General features: G+C 71.1%; 13 protein-coding genes and 1 riboswitch. Of the genes, 5 read left to right on the top strand and 8 right to left on the bottom strand.

Annotated features, from left to right (window positions below; all coding sequences use genetic code 11):
- Positions 1-165: 165 nt before the first annotated feature.
- Positions 166-780: an Rv3235 family protein gene (locus B4N89_RS49035; protein WP_078977018.1), complete on the bottom strand. Its 615-nt coding sequence runs from the start codon at positions 778-780 to the stop codon at positions 166-168.
- A gap of 242 nt (positions 781-1022) precedes the next feature.
- Here B4N89_RS49035 and B4N89_RS18910 point away from each other — a divergent pair, with 242 nt between their 5' ends.
- The 3 genes from B4N89_RS18910 to pruA are packed head-to-tail and all read left to right on the top strand — an operon-like array spanning position 1023 to position 3843.
- Positions 1023-1484, top strand: a complete 462-nt coding sequence (locus B4N89_RS18910; RefSeq protein WP_078977019.1) for a DUF6912 family protein — start codon at positions 1023-1025, stop codon at positions 1482-1484.
- A 26-nt stretch (positions 1485-1510) separates the two neighbouring features.
- On the top strand, positions 1511-2170 hold the full coding sequence (locus B4N89_RS18915; protein ID WP_078977021.1) for an HAD family hydrolase: 660 nt from the start codon (positions 1511-1513) through the stop codon (positions 2168-2170).
- Between the two features lie 44 nt (positions 2171-2214).
- Positions 2215-3843 (top strand): L-glutamate gamma-semialdehyde dehydrogenase, encoded by a 1629-nt coding sequence (pruA, locus tag B4N89_RS18920; protein ID WP_078977022.1) that lies wholly within the window; start codon positions 2215-2217, stop codon positions 3841-3843.
- A gap of 10 nt (positions 3844-3853) precedes the next feature.
- Here the strand turns inward: pruA and B4N89_RS18925 are convergent, their stop codons facing one another.
- Positions 3854-4417: a DJ-1/PfpI family protein gene (locus B4N89_RS18925; protein ID WP_078977023.1), complete on the bottom strand. Its 564-nt coding sequence runs from the start codon at positions 4415-4417 to the stop codon at positions 3854-3856.
- A 401-nt stretch (positions 4418-4818) separates the two neighbouring features.
- On the opposite strand from B4N89_RS18925, the gene B4N89_RS18930 reads away from it, so the two are divergent.
- Positions 4819-9702, top strand: coding sequence for an NAD-glutamate dehydrogenase (locus B4N89_RS18930; RefSeq protein WP_078977024.1), 4884 nt, complete (start codon positions 4819-4821; stop codon positions 9700-9702).
- Positions 9703-9780: 78 nt separating this feature from the next.
- On the opposite strand, the gene B4N89_RS18935 is transcribed toward B4N89_RS18930, so the two are convergent.
- From B4N89_RS18935 to B4N89_RS18955, 5 genes are all read right to left on the bottom strand, one after another.
- Positions 9781-10206 (bottom strand): hypothetical protein, encoded by a 426-nt coding sequence (locus B4N89_RS18935; protein WP_078977025.1) that lies wholly within the window; start codon positions 10204-10206, stop codon positions 9781-9783.
- Between the two features lie 209 nt (positions 10207-10415).
- Complete coding sequence (locus tag B4N89_RS18940; protein WP_235618952.1) at positions 10416-11276, bottom strand: carbohydrate ABC transporter permease; 861 nt, start codon at positions 11274-11276, stop codon at positions 10416-10418.
- Positions 11277-11329: 53 nt separating this feature from the next.
- Positions 11330-12691, bottom strand: a complete 1362-nt coding sequence (locus B4N89_RS18945; protein WP_078977027.1) for an ABC transporter permease subunit — start codon at positions 12689-12691, stop codon at positions 11330-11332.
- A gap of 9 nt (positions 12692-12700) precedes the next feature.
- Positions 12701-14044, bottom strand: a complete 1344-nt coding sequence (locus tag B4N89_RS18950) for an ABC transporter substrate-binding protein (protein ID WP_078977028.1) — start codon at positions 14042-14044, stop codon at positions 12701-12703.
- Positions 14041-15252: an ABC transporter ATP-binding protein gene (locus B4N89_RS18955; RefSeq protein WP_078977029.1), complete on the bottom strand. Its 1212-nt coding sequence runs from the start codon at positions 15250-15252 to the stop codon at positions 14041-14043. Before B4N89_RS18955 ends, B4N89_RS18950 begins: the two co-directional genes overlap by 4 nt.
- 159 nt (positions 15253-15411) lie before the next feature.
- Positions 15412-15499: riboswitch (ZMP/ZTP riboswitch) on the top strand.
- 30 nt (positions 15500-15529) lie between these two features.
- Here B4N89_RS18955 and glyA point away from each other — a divergent pair.
- The gene (gene glyA / locus B4N89_RS18960) at positions 15530-16780 is read left to right on the top strand and encodes a serine hydroxymethyltransferase (protein WP_078977030.1); all 1251 of its coding nucleotides are present in this window, start codon (positions 15530-15532) and stop codon (positions 16778-16780) included.
- A 114-nt stretch (positions 16781-16894) separates the two neighbouring features.
- Here glyA and B4N89_RS18965 read toward each other — a convergent pair whose 3' ends face one another.
- Positions 16895-19513, bottom strand: coding sequence for an FHA domain-containing protein (locus B4N89_RS18965; RefSeq protein WP_078977031.1), 2619 nt, complete (start codon positions 19511-19513; stop codon positions 16895-16897).
- Between the last annotated feature and the right edge of the window lie 299 nt (positions 19514-19812).

Raw genomic sequence — 19812 nt, forward strand, 5'->3', positions numbered from 1 at the left:
CGCCTCGTGCCCTGCGCCCTGCGCCTCGTGCCCTGCGCCCCGCGCCTCGCGCCTCGTGCCCCGCGCCTCGTGCCCTGCGTCCCGTGCCCTGCGCCTCGCGCCTCGCGTGGGGGATGGTGGGTGGGGGAGGGCCCGGGCCTGGGTTGGTTCGGGCCCTCTTTGTTTTCAGGTCAGTTCGTCGTGTTCCAGGGCTGTGCAGAGCCAGGTGTTGGTGGGGTGGCGGGTGGGGGCGTCGCGTTCCAGGCGGAAGGCCACTGTGAGGACCCAGGATGGGGCGCGTAGGCGGGCGTAGCCCTCGGCGATGCCTTCGGCGGGGGCGTGGCCGCCGCAGGACTCCACCCGTAGGTGTCCGACCCCGCGGGCGGCGAGGCGGCGGATCAGGTGTTGTGTGGTGCCGTAGACGGGGGCGGAGGCGTACGGGCGCAGCTGGGTGAGGGCGCGGCGGCCCGAGGCGATTTCGGCGAGCGCGTGGGCCAGTCGTCGAGAGCGCAGCCGGGCTTCGGTCGGGTCCGGTTCGGCCAGGGCCGGGACCAGGCGCAGCGCGGGGCGCGGGTTGGGTTGTGGCGCGAGCCGGGAGCCCGGCCGGGAGTCGGATCCGTGTTCGGGGTGGGGCAGCGGGTGCGGGGCGTGGGCCAGGTTGCCGTGGGTGAGGGTGCCGTGGTGTCCCCACGGGCGCAGCGGGATCACCTCGGCGACGGCCGGAGTGTCGAAGGGGGTTTCGCCTGCGGGGGCTCGGACCACGTACAGGTGTGGTGGCGAGCCGGTGTTCGTGTGGACCATGGGTCCTCCCCGTGAAGCGGATGTGCCGGTTGTGGCGCACGTCGTCCCGCTCGTTCCCCCGACCGGGACGTGTGCAGGCACTTCCTAGCCGGCCGGCGCCGCGCGGTCAACCATTCGTCTGGTCGGCGCTGCGATTACGCTGACGCGCGTCGACTCACGCGTGGTGGCGCCGGGTCGGCCCTCGTTTCGGCGCCCTTCGTCCCCGAAGGAGTGTCCGGATTTCACTCGATTGGAGTCGCCCGATGCGCGTGTTCATCCCTACGACGCCCGCCGGCCTGGCCGCGGTGCACGCCGCCGGCGGGGTCGAGTCGGCGCCGCTGCCGGCGTACGCGGTCACCGAGGCGTTTCGCGCGTGGTACGGGAGCGACGACGAGGAGGAGTTGGAGTACGGCGCGCTGACCCGTGCCGCCGAGGGTTCGCTGCGGTTGCTCGCGGCCGAACCGGGCGCGGTGCGTCGGGTCGTGCTCGCGGCGGACGTGCCGGACGCGCTGGTGGCCGAGCGGGCGCAGGACGGCCCGGGCGCGGTCCTGGTCGACGCGCGCGTGCCGCGCAAGCGGATCGCGGCGGTGCACATGGACACCGCCGACGCGGAGGAAGCGGTCGCCGCGGCGCTGGCGGGCGGGCTCACCGACGAGCTGATCGAGGCCGCCGAGGAGCACGAGCTGCTGTGGTTCGCGACACAGGAGCTGGCCGATCTGCTGTGACGGCCGGCAGGGCACAATCAAGGTCCATGACGAATCGGAATCCGCACCTGGTATGGGACTGGAACAGCACCCTGTTCCACGACTTGGACGCGATCATCGAGGCCACCAACGCCTCGTTCGCGCTGATCGGACTGCCGCCGATGACGCTGGAGCGTTATCGGGAGCTCTACTGCGTGCCGGTGCCGAAGTTCTACGAGAAGGTCGTCGGCCGGGTCCCGGACGCGGCCGAGTGGATCCGTCTCGACCAGGCCTTCCAGGAGGTCTACACCGTGCACAGCGCGCGCTGCGAGCTCGCCGTCGGCGCGGACGAGCTGCTGCACGCCTGGCAGCGCGAGGGCGGTACCCAGTCGCTGCTGTCGCTGACCGCGCACGAGGCGCTGATGCCGTTCGTGCGCCGGTTCGGGATCGAGGAGCGCTTCGTCCGCGTGGACGGGCGGGTGGGTCCGCCGGGCGGGGGCAAGGCCGAGCATCTGGTGCGGCACCTGGCCGCGCTGGAGCGGGACCCGGCCGACGTGGTGCTCATCGGCGACGCCGCCGACGACGCGGCGGCCGCGCTGCACGTGGGCGCGCGGGTGGTGCTGTACGCGGGCGGTTCGCACGCGCGGGCCGGCCTGGAGGGGGTCGGGGTGCCCGTGGTGGATTCGCTCGCCGAGGCGGTCGAGCTCGCGCGTACCTACGTGCGCTGACCCCCTCGCGCATCGATTGTCCGGTTCGTGGGCATTGCGCACCCATGGATGCTGTGACCCGGGTGCCCCGGCCGAGCAACGAACCCGTCCACGGCTACGCGCCGGGCAGCCCCGAGCGGGCCCGCCTGCGGGAGCGGCTCACCGCGTTGTCGGCCGCACCCGTGGACCTGCCGCACACCATCGGCGGCGAACACCGGATGGGCGCGGGCAAGCGGGTGCAACTCGTCCAGCCGCATCGGCGCGCGGGCGAACTGGGCACCCTCGCCAACGCGACCCACGACGACGCGCGGGCGGCGCTGACCGCGGCGAAGGAGGCCGCGCCCCAGTGGCGCGCGCTCGACTTCGACGACCGGGCGGCGATCCTCCTCAAGGCGGCCGACCTGCTCGCCGGGCCGTGGCGCGAGACCATCGCCGCCGCGACCATGCTCGGTCAGGGCAAGACGGCGCAGCAGGCGGAGATCGACGCGCCGTGCGAACTGATCGACTTCTGGCGGTTCAACGTCGATTTCGCCCGGCGGATCCTGGCCGAGCAGCCGATCAGTTCCCCCGGGGTGTGGAACCGGCTGGACCACCGGCCGCTGGAAGGCTTCGTGTACGCGGTCACCCCGTTCAACTTCACCGCCATCGCGGGCAACCTGCCGACCGCGCCCGCGCTGATGGGCAACGTGGTGTTGTGGAAGCCCTCGCCCACGCAGGCGCTGGCCGCGCACCACCTGATGCGGCTGTTGGAGGCGGCGGGTCTGCCGCCGGGGGTGATCAACCTGCTGCACGGCGACGGTGTGGCGGTCTCCGACGTGGCGCTGGCCGACCCGGACTTCGCGGGGCTGCACTTCACCGGGTCGACGGCGACCTTCAAGCGCCTGTGGCGGGGCATCGCCGACAACCTCGACGCCTACCACGGCTACCCCAGGATCGTCGGCGAGACCGGCGGCAAGGACTTCGTGGTCGCGCATCCCAGCGCCGACCACGACGTGTTGCGCACGGTGCTGGTGCGCGGCGCGTTCGAGTACCAGGGCCAGAAGTGTTCGGCCGCCTCGCGCGCCTACATCCCGCGCTCGATCTGGGAGAGCGAGTTCCGGGACGCGTTCCTGGCCGAGGTGGACGGGTTGTCGATGGGCGACGTGACCGATCTGAGCCACTTCATGGGCGCGGTGATCGACGAGCGCGCGTTCGCCAAGCTCAAGGCGGCGATCGACCGGGCGCACGCCACCGACGGTCTGCGGGTGCTCGCGGGCGGGACCTACGACGACGCGGTGGGCTGGTTCGTGCGGCCCACCGTGGTGCTCGCCGAGGATCCGTGGGACGAGGTGTTCACCACCGAGTACTTCGGGCCGTTCCTGGGCGTGCACGTGTACGAGGACCGCGACTGGGACACGATGCTGCGGCAGATGGAGTCGGCCGCGCCGTACGCGCTCACCGGCTCGGTGATCGCCCGCGATCGGCGCGCGCTGGCGCAGGGCACCGACTTCCTGCGCTTCGCGGCGGGCAACTTCTACCTCAACGACAAGCCCACCGGCGCGGTGGTGGGGCAGCAGCCGTTCGGCGGCGCGCGGGCGTCCGGCACCAACGACAAGGCCGGCGCGATGCAGAACCTGATGCGCTGGACCAGCACCCGCACGATCAAGGAGACGTTCGACCCGCCGACCGACTACCGCTATCCGCACATGGGCTGAGCGGTCGGGCTCAGGCCGGTGCCTTGGCGCGCAGGACCTGGACGAACTCGCGCATCCAGGCCGGGTGGTCGACCCAGCCGCGGGCGGAGACCAGGGTGCCGTCGACCACCGCCTCGCCGTCCACCCAGGTGGCGCCCGCCGCCCGTACGTCGGGCGCGATCGCCGGGTAGGCGGCGGTGCGGCGCCCGTTCAGCACCCCCGCGGCGGCGCTGACCAGCGGGCCGTGGCAGATCTGCGCGACCGGCTTCTCGGCCGTGAAGAAGTGCCGCACGATGCGCTGCACCACCGGGTTGTTGCGCAGGTACTCCGGAGCCCGGCCGCCCGGCAGCACCAGCGCCACGTAGTTCTCCGGCCGCACCTCCACGAAGGCGAAGTCGGCCGGCCACGTGTAGCCGGGCTTCTCGGTGAACGTGTCGTAGCCGTCGACGAAGTCGTGCACGACGAAGTTGAGCTTCTTGCGCGAGGGCCCGGCCACGTGTACGTCGTAGCCCTCCTCGCGCAGCCGCTGGTACGGGTAGAGCACCTCGAGCGATTCCGCCGCGTCGCCCGTGATCAACAGCACCTTCTTGGCCATGACGATCGTCTCCCCACCGAGTTCGTCCGCCCGCGTTGCGTCGTTGCTCCCGCACCCAAGGTGCCCCGAGCGTCCGTCCCGGGGCAATGGGCAATCGCCGGCGCTTCGGAACCCGGGGGCTCAGGGCGAGAGTGCTACGGGGTGTCCGGGCATAACCGAAAATTACTTACAGGGTGATCCGAGATCCCCTCTCGGCGGCCGAGGACCACGCGAGTAGCCTGACGATGCGGCGACGCCGTGCGGGTCGCGGGCCGAGACGACGGAGTCCCGGAACCACCACCGACGCGCCGACGTCGCCTGAAACAGGTACTCGCGACAAAGCGGGTACCGGCAGTACACGGCCGGGCACGCCCGGGGACGGCAATGGTCACGCAACGGCGCGCGACAGGAGCGGCAGCATCATGCAGAGCAAGCTGGACGAGGCGAAGGCGGAGCTTCTCGCCCGAGCGGCGGACGCGGCACGGGCGGCATCGTCACAGCACGGAGGCGGCGGGCCCGAGGGCCCGAACCGGGTGGACCTCGATGTCCTCCTGTCCCGCTATTACCGGCACACCGCACCCGACGACCTGATCGACCGCGACCCGGTCGACGTATACGGTGCGGCGATCTCGCACTGTCGACTCGCGGCGGAGCGCCCCCAGGGCACCGCACGGGTCCGGGCGTACACACCCACGGTGGAGGAGAACGGGTGGGCGTCGGGGCACACCGTGGTCGAGGTGGTCACCGACGACATGCCCTTCCTGGTGGACTCGGTCACCAACGAACTCTCCCGCCAGGAACGCAGCATCCACGTGGTGATCCACCCCCAGTTGATCGTCAGGCGCACCATCGCCGGCGAACTGTTGGAGATCGTGGACACCACCGACGCACACGGTGTGCCCGAGGACGCGCTCGTCGAGTCCTGGATGCACATCGAGATCGACCGCGAAACCGACCGCGAGGACCTGCGCGCGGTGGAGAGCGGGTTGCAGCGGATCGTCAGCGACGTGCGCGAGGTGGTCGAGGACTGGGCCAAGATGCGCGACACGTCGCTGCGGCTGGCCGACGAACTCGCCAACGACCCGCCGGCGACGCTGCCGGAGGAGGAGATCGGCGAGGCGTGGGAGCTGCTGCGCTGGCTCTCCGAGGACCACTTCACCTTCCTGGGATACCGCGAATACGACCTGGTCTGCGAAAACGACGAGGACGTGCTGCGCGCGGTGCCCGGCACCGGGCTCGGCATCCTGCGCGCCGACCAGGACCTGTCGGCGTCCTTCAGCCGACTGTCCACCCGGGCCCGGGCCAAGGCCCGGGAGAAACAGTTGCTGATCCTGACCAAGGCCAACTCGCGGGCCACCGTGCACCGCTCGGCCTACCTCGACTACATCGGCGTGAAGAAGTTCGACGCGGCCGGCAACGTGATCGGCGAGCGGCGCTTCCTGGGGCTGTTCAGCTCCGCCGCCTACACCGACAGCGTGCAGCGCATCCCCGTGGTGCGCCGCAAGGTGCACGCGGTGCTGGACAAGGCCGGCTTCCCGCCGGTCAGCCACGACGGCCGGGACCTGCTGCAGATCCTGGAGACGTACCCGCGCGACGACCTGTTCCAGATCGCCGTCGACGAACTGCACGACATCGTGATCAGCGTGCTCTACCTCCAGGAGCGGCGCCGGTTGCGGCTGTTCCTGCGCAAGGACGAGTACGGCCGGTTCTACTCGGCCCTGGTCTACCTGCCGCGCGACCGGTACACCACCGAGATCCGGCTCAAGATGCAGGACATCCTGCTCGCCGAGCTGGCCGGCTCCGTCGTCGACTACACCGCGCGCAACACCGAGTCCGTGCTCGCCCGCCTGCACTTCACCGTGCGCGTGCCCACCGGCGCCGAACTCGGCGACCCGGACGTGGACTACATCGAGCGCCTGCTCTCCGAGGCCACCCGCTCCTGGATCGACGACTTCGGCGAGGCCCTCGTCGCCGAATGCGGCGAGGAGAGCGCGTCCGAACTGTCCCGCCGCTACGCGCACGCGTTCGGCGAGGGGTACAAGTCGGACTTCCCGCCCCGGACCGCGGTCGCCGACCTCAAGCGGGTCGAGGAACTGACCCCCGAGGCGGACTTCACGCTCCACCTGTACGAGCCGATAGGAGCACTGCCGGGCGAGCGGCGCTTCAAGATCTACCGCATCGGCGACTACGTCTCGCTGTCCGAGGTGTTGCCGATCCTGCAGCGGATGGGTCTGGAGGTCGTCGACGAGCGGCCCTACGAACTGCACCGCGCCGACGGCACCGTGGCGTGGGTGTACGACTTCGGTCTGCGCTACGACGCCTCGGCGATGTACGGGCAGCCCGAGGACGTCAAGGAGCTGTTCCAGGACGCGTTCTCGGCGACCTGGACCGGGCGCGCGGAGAACGACGGGTTCAACGCGCTGGTCTTCCGGGCCGGGCTGACCTGGCGCCAGGCGATGGTGCTGCGCGCCTACGCCAAGTACCAGCGGCAGGCCGGGGTCACGTTCGGGCAGGACTACATCGAGGGCGTCCTCGTCTCCAACCCGCACACCACCCGACTCCTGGTGAACCTGTTCGAGGCCCGCTTCTCGCCCGGCCACCAGCAGGCCGGCACCGAGTTGGTGGACGGCATCGTGGAGGCCATCGAGGGTGCGCTCGACCAGGTCGCCAGCCTGGACGAGGACCGCATCCTGCGTTCCTTCCTGGCGATGATCAAGGCCACCTTGCGGACCAACTTCTTCCAGCACCGCGAGGACGGCGAGGCGCACGACTACCTCTCGCTGAAGTTCGACCCGCAGGAGATCCCGGACCTGCCGGCGCCGCGGCCCCGGTTCGAGATCTTCGTCTACTCGCCCCGGGTCGAGGGCGTGCACCTGCGCTTCGGCGCGGTCGCGCGCGGCGGGCTGCGCTGGTCCGACCGGCGCGAGGACTTCCGCACCGAGATCCTGGGCCTGGTCAAGGCGCAGATGGTCAAGAACACGGTGATCGTGCCGGTCGGCGCCAAGGGCGGATTCGTCTGCAAGCAACTGCCCGACCCGAGCGACCGCGAGGCCTGGCTGGCCGAGGGCGTCGCCTGCTACCGCACCTTCATCGGCGCCCTGCTCGACATCACCGACAACCTCGTCGACGGCGAGGTCGTGCCGCCGGCCGACGTGGTGCGCCACGACGGCGACGACACCTACCTGGTGGTGGCCGCCGACAAGGGCACCGCGACGTTCTCCGACATCGCCAACGCGGTGGCCGAGTCGTACGGGTTCTGGCTCGGCGACGCGTTCGCCTCCGGCGGCTCGGCCGGCTACGACCACAAGGGCATGGGCATCACCGCCCGCGGCGCGTGGGAGTCGGTCAAGCGGCACTTCCGCGAGCTGGGCCACGACACGCAGACCGAGGACTTCACCGTCGTCGGCATCGGCGACATGTCCGGCGACGTGTTCGGCAACGGCATGCTGCTCTCCGAGCACATCCGGCTGATCGCCGCGTTCGACCACCGGCACATCTTCCTGGACCCGAACCCGGAGGCGGCGGCCTCCTTCGCCGAGCGCCGCCGGTTGTTCGACCTGCCGCGCAGCTCGTGGGCGGACTACGACACGAGCCTGATCTCGGCCGGCGGCGGTGTGTACCCGCGCACCGCGAAGTCGGTGCCGATCAGCGCGCAGGTGCGCCAGGCCCTCGGACTGCGCGACGGGCTCGTCCGGCTCACCCCGGCCGAACTGATGAAGGCGATCCTGCAGGCCCCCGCGGACCTGTTCTGGAACGGCGGCATCGGCACCTACATCAAGTCGAGCGGCGAGTCGCACGCCGACGTCGGCGACAAGGCCAACGACGCCATCCGGGTCAACGGCGCCGACCTGCGGGTCAAGGTCGTCGGCGAGGGCGGCAACCTGGGCTGCACCCAGCTGGGCCGGGTCGAGTTCGCGCTCGCGGGCGGGCGGATCAACACCGACGCGATCGACAACTCGGCGGGCGTGGACACCTCGGACCACGAGGTGAACATCAAGATCCTGCTCAACCAGGTCACCGCGGCCGGCGACATGACCGGCAAGCAGCGCAACCAACTGCTCGCGCAGATGACCGACGAGGTCGGCCGGCTGGTCCTGGCCGCCAACTACGGCCAGAACTGGGCGCTGGCCAACGCGGTGGCACAGGCGTCCAGCCTGCTGCACGTGCACATGCGCTACATGCGCCGGATGGTCCGCGACGGGCACCTCGACCGGGAGATCGAGTTCCTGCCGACGGATCGTCAACTGCGCGAGCGGCAACAGAACGGGCAGGCGCTGACCCAGCCCGAACTGGCCGTGCTCCTGGCCTACACGAAGATCGTGATGGCCCAGGACCTGATCGCCTCCGACCTGCCCGACGACCCGTTCCTGGCCCGGGAGTTGTACCGCTACTTCCCGAGCGCGCTGCGGGCGCGGTTCGTCGAGCAGATGGACCGGCACCCGCTGCGCCGGGACATCATCACCACCGTCGTGGTGAACGAGGTGGTCAACCTCGCGGGCATCACGTTCATGTTCCGCATGCGCGAGGAGACCGGCGCCTCGGCGGAGGAGGTTGCCCGGGCGCACATCACCGCGCGCGAGATCTTCGGCGCGGACCGGATCATGGGCGCCATCGCGGCATTGGACAACAAGGTCCCGGCCGAGATGCAGACCACCCTGCGGCTGCACAGCCGGCGGCTGATCGAGCGGGCCACCCGCTGGTTCCTGGGCAGCCGGCGCGAGATCGACATCGCCGCGCAGGTGGAGCTGTTCCGCGACGGCGTGGCCGAGGTGATCGCACACCTGCCCAAGGTGCTGCGCGGCTCGGACCTGGCCTGGATGGACGGGCTGTACGAGCAGTTCACCGCGGCGGGCGTGCCCACCGAACTGGCCACCGCGGTGGCCGGGATGTCCTCGGCGTACGCGGCCCTGGACATCGTCGAGGTGGCGACCGAATCCGATCGCGGCGTGGTCGACGTCGCCCAGGTGTACTTCGACATCGCCGACCGGCTGCCGATCGCGCACCTGCTCGACCGCATCATCGAACTGCCGCGCAGCGACCGGTGGAAGTCGATGGCGCGGGCCTCGCTGCGCGAGGACCTGTACGCGGCGCAGGCCGGGCTCACCGCCGACGTGCTCGCCTCCGGCGAGCCGGAGGACACCCCGGAGCTGCGGTTCAAGGCGTGGGAGCACAAGAACGCGCCGGTCCTGGTGCGGGCGCGGTCCACGCTGGAGGAGTTGCAGGAGGCGGAGAGCTACGACCTGGCGACGCTGTCGGTCGCCATGCGGGTGATCCGTACGCTGCTGCGCACGGGCGCCAAGAGCTGATCGACGCGAACGACCGCCGGCCCGGAACCCCCAGGGGTTCCGGGCCGGCGGCCTGCGGTGCGGTGTTCCGCGCGTCTTCTACGGTTCGAGCATGAGCAGTTCGTGTCGGCTGCGCTCGCGCACGGCCCACCAGCACGGCAGGTAGACCACCGCCGGCACCCCGGCCACCAGGATCGACCACGTCGGACAGGCCATCAGTATCGCCACCAGCGCGACGAACACGTGGATCAGGCCCACCGCGGCCGCGCGTCCCAGCGCGCCGGTGCCGCGCCGCAGCGCGTCGCGCACCCCGACCACGCCGAAACCGCACATCACGGCGATGCCCGCGCACAACACCGACGCGATCAGCAGCAGATCACCGAGCCCCTCCAGGCTCTTGCGGTCGTCGCGCACCGCGAACGACATCACCGCCAAGGTGCCCGCGCCCGCGCTCATCAGCAGTGTCTCGACGGCCAACGCGATCAGCAGCGTGCGGAGAAAACCGATCCGACGACTTCCCCTCATTGTTCCCCCGAAATGACGTTTGCCCCCCGTTTGATGCGCCCCCGAACCGGTTTCGCAACAGGGGTGGCACCCTACGCCTTCGGACGATGCCACACGGAATCGCGTTCCCGACGGCGGTATCCGTAACGAGTCCGGCACGAAACGCCGAGGCCGCGAGGCGGTTGCCCGGATGTTCCCGGACCGCCCCGCGGCCGTTGCCCACCGGTCGACTACTTCACGGCGCCCGCCATCACGCCCTGCACGAAGTAGCGCTGGAAGCCGAAGAACACGAGCACCGGGACGATCAGCGACAGGAACGCTCCGGGGGCCAGCACGTCGATGTTGGCGCCGAACGCCCGGGACTGCGACTGCAGGGCCACCGTCAGCGGCGCCGATTCGGTGTCCGCGTAGATCAGCGCGATCAGCATGTCGTTCCACACCCACAGGAACTGGAAGATGCCGAGCGAGGCGATCGCGGGCAGCCCCAGCGGCAGGATGACCCGGAAGAAGATGGTCAGGTCCGTACCGCCGTCCATCCGCGCGGCCTCCAGCAGATCGCGGGGGATGCCCGCGAAGTAGTTGCGGAGCAGGAACACCGCGAACGGCAGGCCGAACGCGACGTGGAAGAGCACCACGCCGGTGATCGTGCCGAACAGACCGGTGTCCCCGTACAACTTCGAGATCGGGATCAGCGCCACCTGCACCGGCACCACGAGCAGCCCGACCACGACCAGGAACAGCCAGTCCCGACCGGGGAATTCCAGCCAGGCGAAGGCGTAGGCGGCGAGCGAGCCGATCAGGATCACCAGGAGCGTGCTGGGCACGGTGATCCAGATCGTGTTGAAGAACGCCCGGGTCATGTCCTTGTTGTCGAGCAGCTTGTCGTAGTTCGAGAAGGTCAGGTCGCTTGGCTTGCCGAGCACCTTCCACCAGCCGGACTTGCTCATCTCCTGCGGATCGCGCAGCGAGGACACCAGCAGGCCGAACGTGGGCATCAGCCAGAACAGCGCGATCAGCGCCAGCAGGACCGCCGCCAGGCCGCCGCCGGTGCGGCCGACGATCCGCGAGGCGAGGCCGCGCTTGATCCCCATCTCCGGTCGTGGCGGCGGGGAGGGCTTCGTCAGGTCGGGGGCCGCGGGCGCGCTCACCGGTTCTCCCTTCGGAAGCGACGGATGTTGAACAACATCGCCGGCAGCACCAGCAGGAACAGCAGGATGCCGATGGCACTGCCCAGGCCCTGGTTGTTGCCGCCGCCGAAGGAGGCGATGTACATCTGCAGGGCCAGGACGTTGGCCTCCTTCTGCGACGAGCCCAGCGAGATGATGTACACCAGGTCGAAGATCTTCAGCACGTTGATCACCAGGGTGACCATCACCACCACGAGCACCGGCGCGAGCAGCGGGATGGTGACCCGGCGAAAGACCTGCCACTCGGTCGCGCCGTCCACCCGGGCCGCCTCCAGCGCGTCCCGGGGGATCGCGGCCAGGCCCGCGGCGATCAGCACCATCGCGAAGCCGGCCCACATCCAGATGTAGGCGCCGATGATCGCGGCGGTGATCAGGTTCGGCCCGAGCCAGTCGTAACCGGCGAACGACTTGGCGAAGTTGGACGCGGCCAGGCGCAGTTGCACCGGGCCGTCCTTGGCGGCGGACGCGGGCAGGGTGAACGAGCCGTCCTTGCCGGTGGTGGTGCTCGCGACGGTGTGTCCGCCCCGGACCGCCTCCACCTTCACGCCCGGCAGCCCCTTCTCACCCGGGTCGACCACGCCGGGTTTGCCGGCGTTGCCCTTGCTGAAGTCGACCCAGACCACGCCGCCCAGGCCGCCGGCGGGCGGCACGCCGGGCCGGGCGTTTCGCGCGTCGCCGGGGATCTTGTCCGCGGGCAGCGCCACCAGCGGCAGCAGCGCGGTGCCGTCGGCCGCGGTGCCGGCCTTGGTGAGGAAGCCGCCGCCCTGGGGGGCGAGTACGGCGTCGTTGCGCGGGCGGGCGCCCGGATACGGCGCGCCCTCGCTGAACATGTCGTGCACGCCGGTCATCACCGCGTTGGCCACGCCCTGGTCCGGGTCGCGGTCGTACACCAGCCGGAAGGTGATGCCGGCGGCCAGCATGGACACCGCCATCGGCATGAACACGATCAGCTTGAACGCGGTGGCGAAGCGCACGCGTTCGGTGAGCACCGCGAAGACCAGGCCGAGCGCGGTGACCGCGGCGGGCACCACCAGGACCCAGATCAGGTTGTTCTTCAGCGCGGTGAACGTGTTGTCGTCGGTGAACAGTTCCTTGTAGTTGTCGATGCCCACGAAGTCCGACCAGCCGTCCGCGCCGAACAGGCTGCGGATCAGCGACCACACGATCGGATAGGCGACCAGGACGGCGAGCATGACGACGGCCGGCAGCAGGAACAGCCAGCCGAGCAGGGTGCCCGAACCGAGCCCGCGCGGGGTGCGCGCGGGCGTCGGCTTTGTCTTCTCGGGCACCGCGACCTGTGCGGGTGCCTTGTCACTCATGGCCGTCGATCACCCGGCCGAGTAGGCCTTGGCGGCGTCCGCCTCCAGCTTGGCCTGCGCCCCCGCGACATCGGAGGGATTGCGCAGGAAGTCCTGGAGGTCGCGCCACTCGCCTTCGCCCTTGGTGCCGCCGAAGGCCGCAGGCGCCTGGTCGGAGAGGTCGAAGCGGAAGTCCTCGCCCGCCGCGATCAGGTTCTTCGCGATCCCGCGCGTGGTGTCGTCGCGATAGGCCGCGAAGTCCAGGTTCTTGTTCGGCGAGAGGTAACCGCCCTGCTCCGCCCACACCTTGGCCGCGTCCGGCGAGGCCAGGTACTTCAGCAGCGCCTGGGCGCCGGGGGAGTCCTTCATCGCCACCGCCACGTCGCCGCCGGTGACCACCGGCGCCTTGCCGGTGCCGACCGCGGGGAAGCCGAAGAACTTCGCGTCGGTGCCGATCTTGGCCTTGGTGTCCTTGATGATGTTGGTGCCGATGAAGTCGCCGCCCGCGATCATGCCCGCCTTCGCCGGGTCGCCGAACGCCTGCGGTACGGACGCGGGGAACTCGGTCTGGAGCACGCCGCCGGAGCCGCCGGGGAACCAGTCGCTCTTGCCGAAGACCTGGGCCAGCGTCTCCAGGGCGGTCTTCACCGAGGGGTCGGTCCACGGGATCTTGTGCTTGGCCAGTTGGTCGTACTTCTCCGGGCCCGCCTGGCTCAGGTAGATGTTCTCGAACCAGTCGGTGAGCACCCAGCCGTCGGCGCCGCCGATCGCGAACGGCGGTGTGCCCGAGTCGGAGATCAGGCCCGCGTTCTTGAGCAGGTCGTCCCAGGTCTTCGCCTCGGTCGCGCCGGCGTTCTCGTAGACCTTGGCGTTGTACCAGATCAGCGACTTGTTGGCGCCCTTGTAGTACACGCCGTAGAGCTTGTCCTGGTAGGAGCCGAGCTTTTGCCACTGGCCGGAGAAGTTGGCCTGCACGGTCTGCTGCACGTCGGGCGCGAGCGGCTTGATCCAGCCCTTTTGCGCGAACTGCTGGAGTACGCCCGGCTGGGCCAGGAACGCCACGTCCGGCGGCGCGTTGCCCTCGACCCGCTGACCCAGGAACGTGGAGGCGCTGTCACCGGTGGGGATGAACTCGGTCTTGGCCCCCGTACGCTTCTCGAAGTCGGCGAGCACCTTCTTGAACGCGGCCTGTTCGTCACCGGTCCACACCGCCGCGACGCTCACCGTGGTGCCGTCCAGCCGGGGTACCGGCGCACCGCCGCCGCTCGGCGTCGAGTCGCTCTTCTTGTCCTTGCCGTCGCCGTCGTCGCTGCAGGCCGCGAGACCCATGGCGAGCATCGAGGCGACCGCCAAGGCGCCCACAAGCCGCTTCACGCATCCTCCGTAATGGACAGACCCGTCTCCGGGTCGAAGAAGTGCAGCCGGTCGGTCGCCACCCGCATCACCACGCCGGCGCCCTCGCGGGCGCGGGTGCGCGGGCCGAAGCGGGCCACGAGTTCGGAGTGCGCCGCGTCCGGATCGGGCACCTGCTCCTCCGCGCCGACGTCGCGCGCCAGTTCCTGGACGTCCTCGGTCACCGCCGGCGGCGCGTCGAGGCTCACATGGACCAGCACCTCGGAACCCATCGCCTCGACCAGGTCGGCCTCGGCCCGCAACACCGCGCCCGGCGCGGGCTCGGCGCCCTCCAGGGCGGCGTCGTGCAGGTCCTCGGGCCGGATGCCGACGATCAACGAACGCCCGGTGTATCCGGCCAGCGCCGGCCGGGCGGCGAGCACCTCGGCAGGCACGGACAACCGCTGACTGCCCACGTCCACCGCGAAGTCGCCCGCCTTGTCGCGGGTCAGCCCGCCGGTGAGCAGGTTCATCGCGGGCGAGCCGATGAAGCCGGCCACGAACAGGTTGACCGGGTGGTCGTACAACTCCTGGGGTGGCGCGACCTGCTGGAGCACGCCCTTCTTCATCACCGCGACCCGATCGCCGAGGGTCATCGCCTCGGTCTGATCGTGCGTCACATACAGCGTGGTGACGCCGAGTTCGCGGGTCAGCCGGGCGATCTGGGCGCGCATCTGCACGCGTAGCTTCGCGTCGAGATTGGACAGCGGTTCGTCCATCAGGAACGCCTGGGGCTCACGGACGATCGCCCGGCCCATCGCCACCCGTTGCCGCTGTCCGCCGGAGAGTTGGCGCGGTTTGCGGCCCAGGTGCTCGGCCAGACCCAGCGTCCGTGCCGCCCGGTCGACCCGCTCGCGGATCTCCGCCTTGGGCAATTTCCGCAATCGGAGCCCGAATCCGATGTTGTCCCGCACGTTCAGGTGCGGATACAGGGCGTAGCTCTGGAACACCATCGCCACGTCCCGATCCCGCGAGGGGATCCGGTTGACCACCCGGTCCCCGATGCTGACCGTGCCCTCGCTGATCTCCTCCAGGCCGGCCACCATGCGTAACGCGGTGGTCTTGCCACATCCGGACGGACCGACCAATACCAGGAACTCTCCGTCCGCAACGGTCAGATCGAGCGAGGTGACCGCTCTCGTGCCGTCGGTGTAAACCTTTCCGACCCCATCCAGAACCACTTCCGCCACGAATTTCCCCCGAGGGTGGACAGATGTCGCCTTCCGATGTCCTGTCGTACGCCTGGTGTGGCGTTCGCCACAAGCCCTGCCCCGCGCAACGAGCCTTATTCGTGACTTTCGATCATCAGTGCGTGATGGGGAGACGGATGCCGGTCGCGCTCCGTATGCTGACCGTGCCGCGACTGGCGTACACGTGGAATGACCACGGGGGAGCGGCGGTTCCGCCGACGAGGTGTCGTCCGCCTGGGCACCCGGCTCACATTCAGCTGTGAACCGAGCCGGAGGAATGATGGACCGTCATGTCGAACTCGGCCGTACCGACCCGGAGATCGCGTCGCTCGTGCGGGCCGAGGAGGTGCTGCAGCAGGACACGCTGCGGCTGATCCCGAGTGAGAACTACGTCTCGGCCGCCGTGTTGGAGGCGACCGGGACGGTGCTCACCAACAAGTATTCCGAGGGATATCCCGGCCGGCGCTACTACGAAGGCCAGCAAAACGTCGACCCGATCGAGAACATCGCGCGCGAGCGGGCGAAGTCGCTGTTCGGCGTGGACCACGCCAACGTGCAGCCCTACTCGGGCTCGCCGGCCAACCTCGCGGTCTACCTCGCCTTCGCCCGGCCCGGTGACACGGTGCTGGGCATGGCGCTGCCGAGCGGCGGACACCTCACCCACGGCTGGGGCGTGTCCGCGACCGGGACGTGGTTCCGGGGCGTGCGCTACGGGGTGCGCGCGGACACCGGGCGCACCGACCTCGACGAGGTGCGCGACGTGGCCCTGCGGGAGCGGCCGAGGCTGATCTTCTGCGGTGGTACGGCCGTGCCGCGCACGGTGGACTTCGCCGCGTTCGCGGAGATCGCCCGCGAGGTGGACGCGATCCTGGTCGCGGACGTGGCGCACATCGCCGGGCTGATCGCGGCCGGGGTGCACCCCTCGCCGGTCCCGCACGTGGACGTGGTGTCCACGACCACGCACAAGACGCTGCGTGGCCCGCGCGGGGCGATGCTGATGTGCCGCGCCGAGCATGCCAAGGCGATCGACAAGGCGGTCTTCCCGGGCCTGCAAGGGGGCCCGCACAACCACACCACGGCGGCGATCGCGGTCGCGCTGCGCGAGGCGGCGACGGAGGACTTCCGGGCCTATGCGCGCCAGGTGGTGGCGAACGCGAAGCGACTGGGGGAGGAACTGGCCGCGCGCGGCTTCGAGTTGGTGTCGGGCGGGACGGACACGCACCTGCTCTTGGTGGACCTGACGCGGCGCGCGGTGCCGGGCAAGGTCGCGGCGCGGGCGCTGGATCGAGCGGGGATCGTGGTCAACTACAACACGGTGCCGTTCGACACCCGGTCGCCGTTCGATCCTTCGGGGATCCGGTTGGGGACGCCGGCGCTGACGTCGCGCGGCGTGGGGGAGGACGACATGGCGTTGGTCGCGGGGTGGATCGATCGGGTGGTCGGGGGATCGGAGGACGAGGAGGCTCGCGTGCGGGGTGAGGTGCGGGAGTTCCTGGGGCGGTTTCCGGCGCCCGGGTTGCCCTTGTAGTCGGTTGGCTCGGGTGGGGTGTACCCGCCCGTTGCGCTTGGTGTTCGGGCTTCGGGACCACCGCGTTCGGGGCGGCGCTTCGGCCTGTTGGGCTTGGTGGCTGCCGGGGTTGGGCTACCGGGCCTTTTGGGTCAGGTGCAAAGGGGCCCTGGGCCATAGGCGCGATTGCAGTGGGGTGCCCAGTTGTTCGGCGGCGCGGCGGACCGCGCCGGTGAGCAGGGCCAGGTCGGTGGGGCCGTTGCCGCCGCCGACCGGGGTGGGGCGGCGGGCCAGGCGGTTGCCCATCTCCTGCCACTCCTGGCGGACGACGGTGGGTCGCAGCGTGGCCGTGCGCGGCATCCGGCCGGTCACCCGGCCGCCCTGGAAGGGGATCACCGCGCCGTCGCGGCCGCGCACGAAACCCCGGCCCGGGTAGTCCTCGTCCACGCCTGCCGCGTCCTCGACGTCGATCAGCACGCGGGAGGACTGCGGATCGTCCACGCGCAGGGCGATCCGCAGTTCGGCGCCCGCCGCGGCCTCGATCTCCAGGCTCCGGGCGGGCCGGCCCGTGGTCACCAGCAGGTGTACGCCGTGCGCGCCGCCGCGGTGGGCCACGTCGGCGAGGCCCTTGACGCACCCCGGGTAGGTCTCGGCCAACAGGTCTATGTCGTCCACCGCCACCACGAGGCGGGGCAGCGCCCCGTCGGGGCCCGCCCGGTACGCCTCGAACGAGGTGCCGCGCAGCAGTCCCTCGCGGCGGTCCAACTCGTCGCGCACGGCGGCGATCGCGTCGCCCGTGGCCGAGACGTCGGCGGGCGAGCCCACCACGTGCGGCAGATCGGACAGCCCCTCCGGACCCCGGACCAGCGCGATGGCCAACTCGTCGGGCCGGTTCGCCACCGCGAGCGAGCACAACACGGAGGCCAGCAGCTCGGAGCGGCCCGAGCGGGCGGCCCCGCCGATCACCACGTGCGGACCCTCGGTGGACAGGTCGACGGTGATCGCCCCGCGCGCGTCCGAGCCGAGCACCGCGCGCGGCGAGTGGCCCGCCTCGCGCCAGCCCGCGAGCAGCTTGGCGGGGGTGAGCAGGTCCAGGTTGAGCAGGTCGAGCAGGCGCACCGACTCGGGCAGCGGCGAGGTGACCCGGCGGGTGGCCTCGCGCAGCGGGGCCAGCGCGCGGGCGAAGCGGTCCGCCCAGGCGGAGGACACCGCGTCGGCGACCACGTCGGTCAAGCGGCGGGTGCCCGGTCCGAGCAGGTCGATCCGGGTGCCCACCTCGCCGGTGACGTGGGCCACCGCCGAGCACTGCGCCGGCAGGTCCTCGGCCCGCTCGTCCAGGCACAGCGCGTGAACGCCGGCCGCGGGACCCTCGACCAGGAGCCGGACGATCTCCGGCCGGGCGGCCAGTCGGCCGGCGCCGTCGAGCACGACCACGGTGCGCCGGGCCGGCACCCGCTCGGCGGTGTCGACGCGATCGAGCAGTTCGCCGGCGCGGGCCAGCACCTGCTCCGGGCCCAGGCCGACCAGGAGTCGGCAGTCCTGGCCCTCGCCCGGCCGCAGATGCGGCAACCAGCGGGCCCAGGACCAGTCGGCGGCGGTGGCGGCGTCGGCACACAGCACGACCAGTTCGACGTCCTGCGGTCCGTGCAGCCCGGCGAGTTGGGCGACCACCGAGCGGGCCAGACCGAGCAGCCGAAGCCGCGGTCCGGCCAGGCCGAGGACGGTGTCCTTGATCGAGACGGTGACCGGTACCGAGAACGCGGTCAGCGTGCGCTCCGCGCCGTCGACGGCCGAGGCCGGCGGCTCCACCAGGGTCACCCGCGACGGCAGGTCGCCCACTCCCAGGCGCACGCTCAGCGCCTCCGGGTGGCCGGCCGCGCGCTCCCAGATCCGGCCCGCCGGACCCGGCTCGCCGGTGGCCAGCGCGTCGAGCAGCAGTGTGGCCGGGTCGGGCGACTGGTCGCGGCGCCAGCGCACCTCGTCGAGCAGCGCCGAGCGGGCCGCGGCCTCGATCGTCTCCCGCTCGGTGCCGCCCGCCTTGCGGCGCAGCGCGAACGGCCGGCGCCGGCCGGGCGCCTCCTCGGGCAGTTCGAAGCGGGCCCGGGCGGGCACCGGCAACTGCGCGCGGGCGACCCGGCGGACCTCGATGTGGCCGGCGCCGTCGGCCCGCGCCGGGGCGCCGGAGGCGTCGTCGGGCGAGCCGTAGGGCTGGGGCAGGAACGTCTGCAGGGTGGACTCGCCGACCCGCAGCAGCGATCCCGGCGGCAGGTCGACCGGTTCGCGTCCCACCGGCATGCCGTCCACGGTGGTGCCGTTGGTCGAGTCGAGGTCGGCGACCCGGATGCGACCGGGCTCTATCCACAGTTCGGCGTGCAGCCGGGACAGGTCCGGATCGCCCAGACGCACCTCGGCCTCGGGCGCGCGGCCGATCCGTACCCCGCCCTGGTGCAGCAGGTGCACGCCACCCGCGTCCGGCCCGCCCACCACCCGCAGTTGCGCGGACCCGGCGGAGGGGGAGGGGGAGCCGAGCGCGTCGACGGTGATCAGGGCGCCGTCCACCAGGGGTGGTCGGCCCACGGGGGTGTCGTCGCGCAGCCGCACGTCGCCCACCCAAAAACGCCGGCCGTCGGTACCGGAGGCGGTCCGCAGCGCGCCGGCGATCCCCGCGAAGGTCGTCCCGGACGGCGCGGTGACGAGCACGTCGGCGCCCGGTCCGGTCCGCTGCGGTCCGTGCACGGTGAGCCGGATCTGCATGCGCGCCCTCCCTCCTCCGAGCAGAAAACAAGAGGCATCCTCGCACCCACGACCGTCATGTCGCCCACGGCCGGACGGACGAAGGTTCTTGTCCGAATTTCGACCGCAAACGACCGGGTCGCCGGCGAATCGCCCGAACACGGGAGCGACCCCGACCCCCACCGCGCCGCCCCACGACGTCGACCCCCGTGTCGAGTATCCGCCGAGAACCCGATCGGACGAGGTTCGACCCCGGCGGCCGAACCGTACCTGCGATCGATGCGTCCCTACCCGAGTACCACCTAGGGTGGGAGGCAACC

The sequence above is a fragment of the Embleya scabrispora genome (genome assembly GCF_002024165.1).
GTDB lineage: Bacteria > Actinomycetota > Actinomycetes > Streptomycetales > Streptomycetaceae > Embleya > Embleya scabrispora_A.

Excerpts from the sequence above, each read along its gene's own strand:
- B4N89_RS18940 (WP_235618952.1), bottom strand. The coding sequence starts at position 11,276 with ATGGGGATCAAGCGCGGCCTCGCCTCGCGGATCGTCGGCCGCACCGGC.
- glyA (WP_078977030.1), top strand. The coding sequence starts at position 15,530 with ATGATGGACCGTCATGTCGAACTCGGCCGTACCGACCCGGAGATCGCG.
- B4N89_RS18910 (WP_078977019.1), top strand. The coding sequence starts at position 1,023 with ATGCGCGTGTTCATCCCTACGACGCCCGCCGGCCTGGCCGCGGTGCAC.
- B4N89_RS18915 (WP_078977021.1), top strand. The coding sequence starts at position 1,511 with ATGACGAATCGGAATCCGCACCTGGTATGGGACTGGAACAGCACCCTG.
- B4N89_RS49035 (WP_078977018.1), bottom strand. The coding sequence starts at position 780 with ATGGTCCACACGAACACCGGCTCGCCACCACACCTGTACGTGGTCCGA.
- B4N89_RS18935 (WP_078977025.1), bottom strand. The coding sequence starts at position 10,206 with ATGAGGGGAAGTCGTCGGATCGGTTTTCTCCGCACGCTGCTGATCGCG.
- B4N89_RS18945 (WP_078977027.1), bottom strand. The coding sequence starts at position 12,691 with ATGAGTGACAAGGCACCCGCACAGGTCGCGGTGCCCGAGAAGACAAAG.
- B4N89_RS18925 (WP_078977023.1), bottom strand. The coding sequence starts at position 4,417 with ATGGCCAAGAAGGTGCTGTTGATCACGGGCGACGCGGCGGAATCGCTC.
- pruA (WP_078977022.1), top strand. The coding sequence starts at position 2,215 with ATGGATGCTGTGACCCGGGTGCCCCGGCCGAGCAACGAACCCGTCCAC.
- B4N89_RS18930 (WP_078977024.1), top strand. The coding sequence starts at position 4,819 with ATGCAGAGCAAGCTGGACGAGGCGAAGGCGGAGCTTCTCGCCCGAGCG.
- B4N89_RS18965 (WP_078977031.1), bottom strand. The coding sequence starts at position 19,513 with ATGCAGATCCGGCTCACCGTGCACGGACCGCAGCGGACCGGACCGGGC.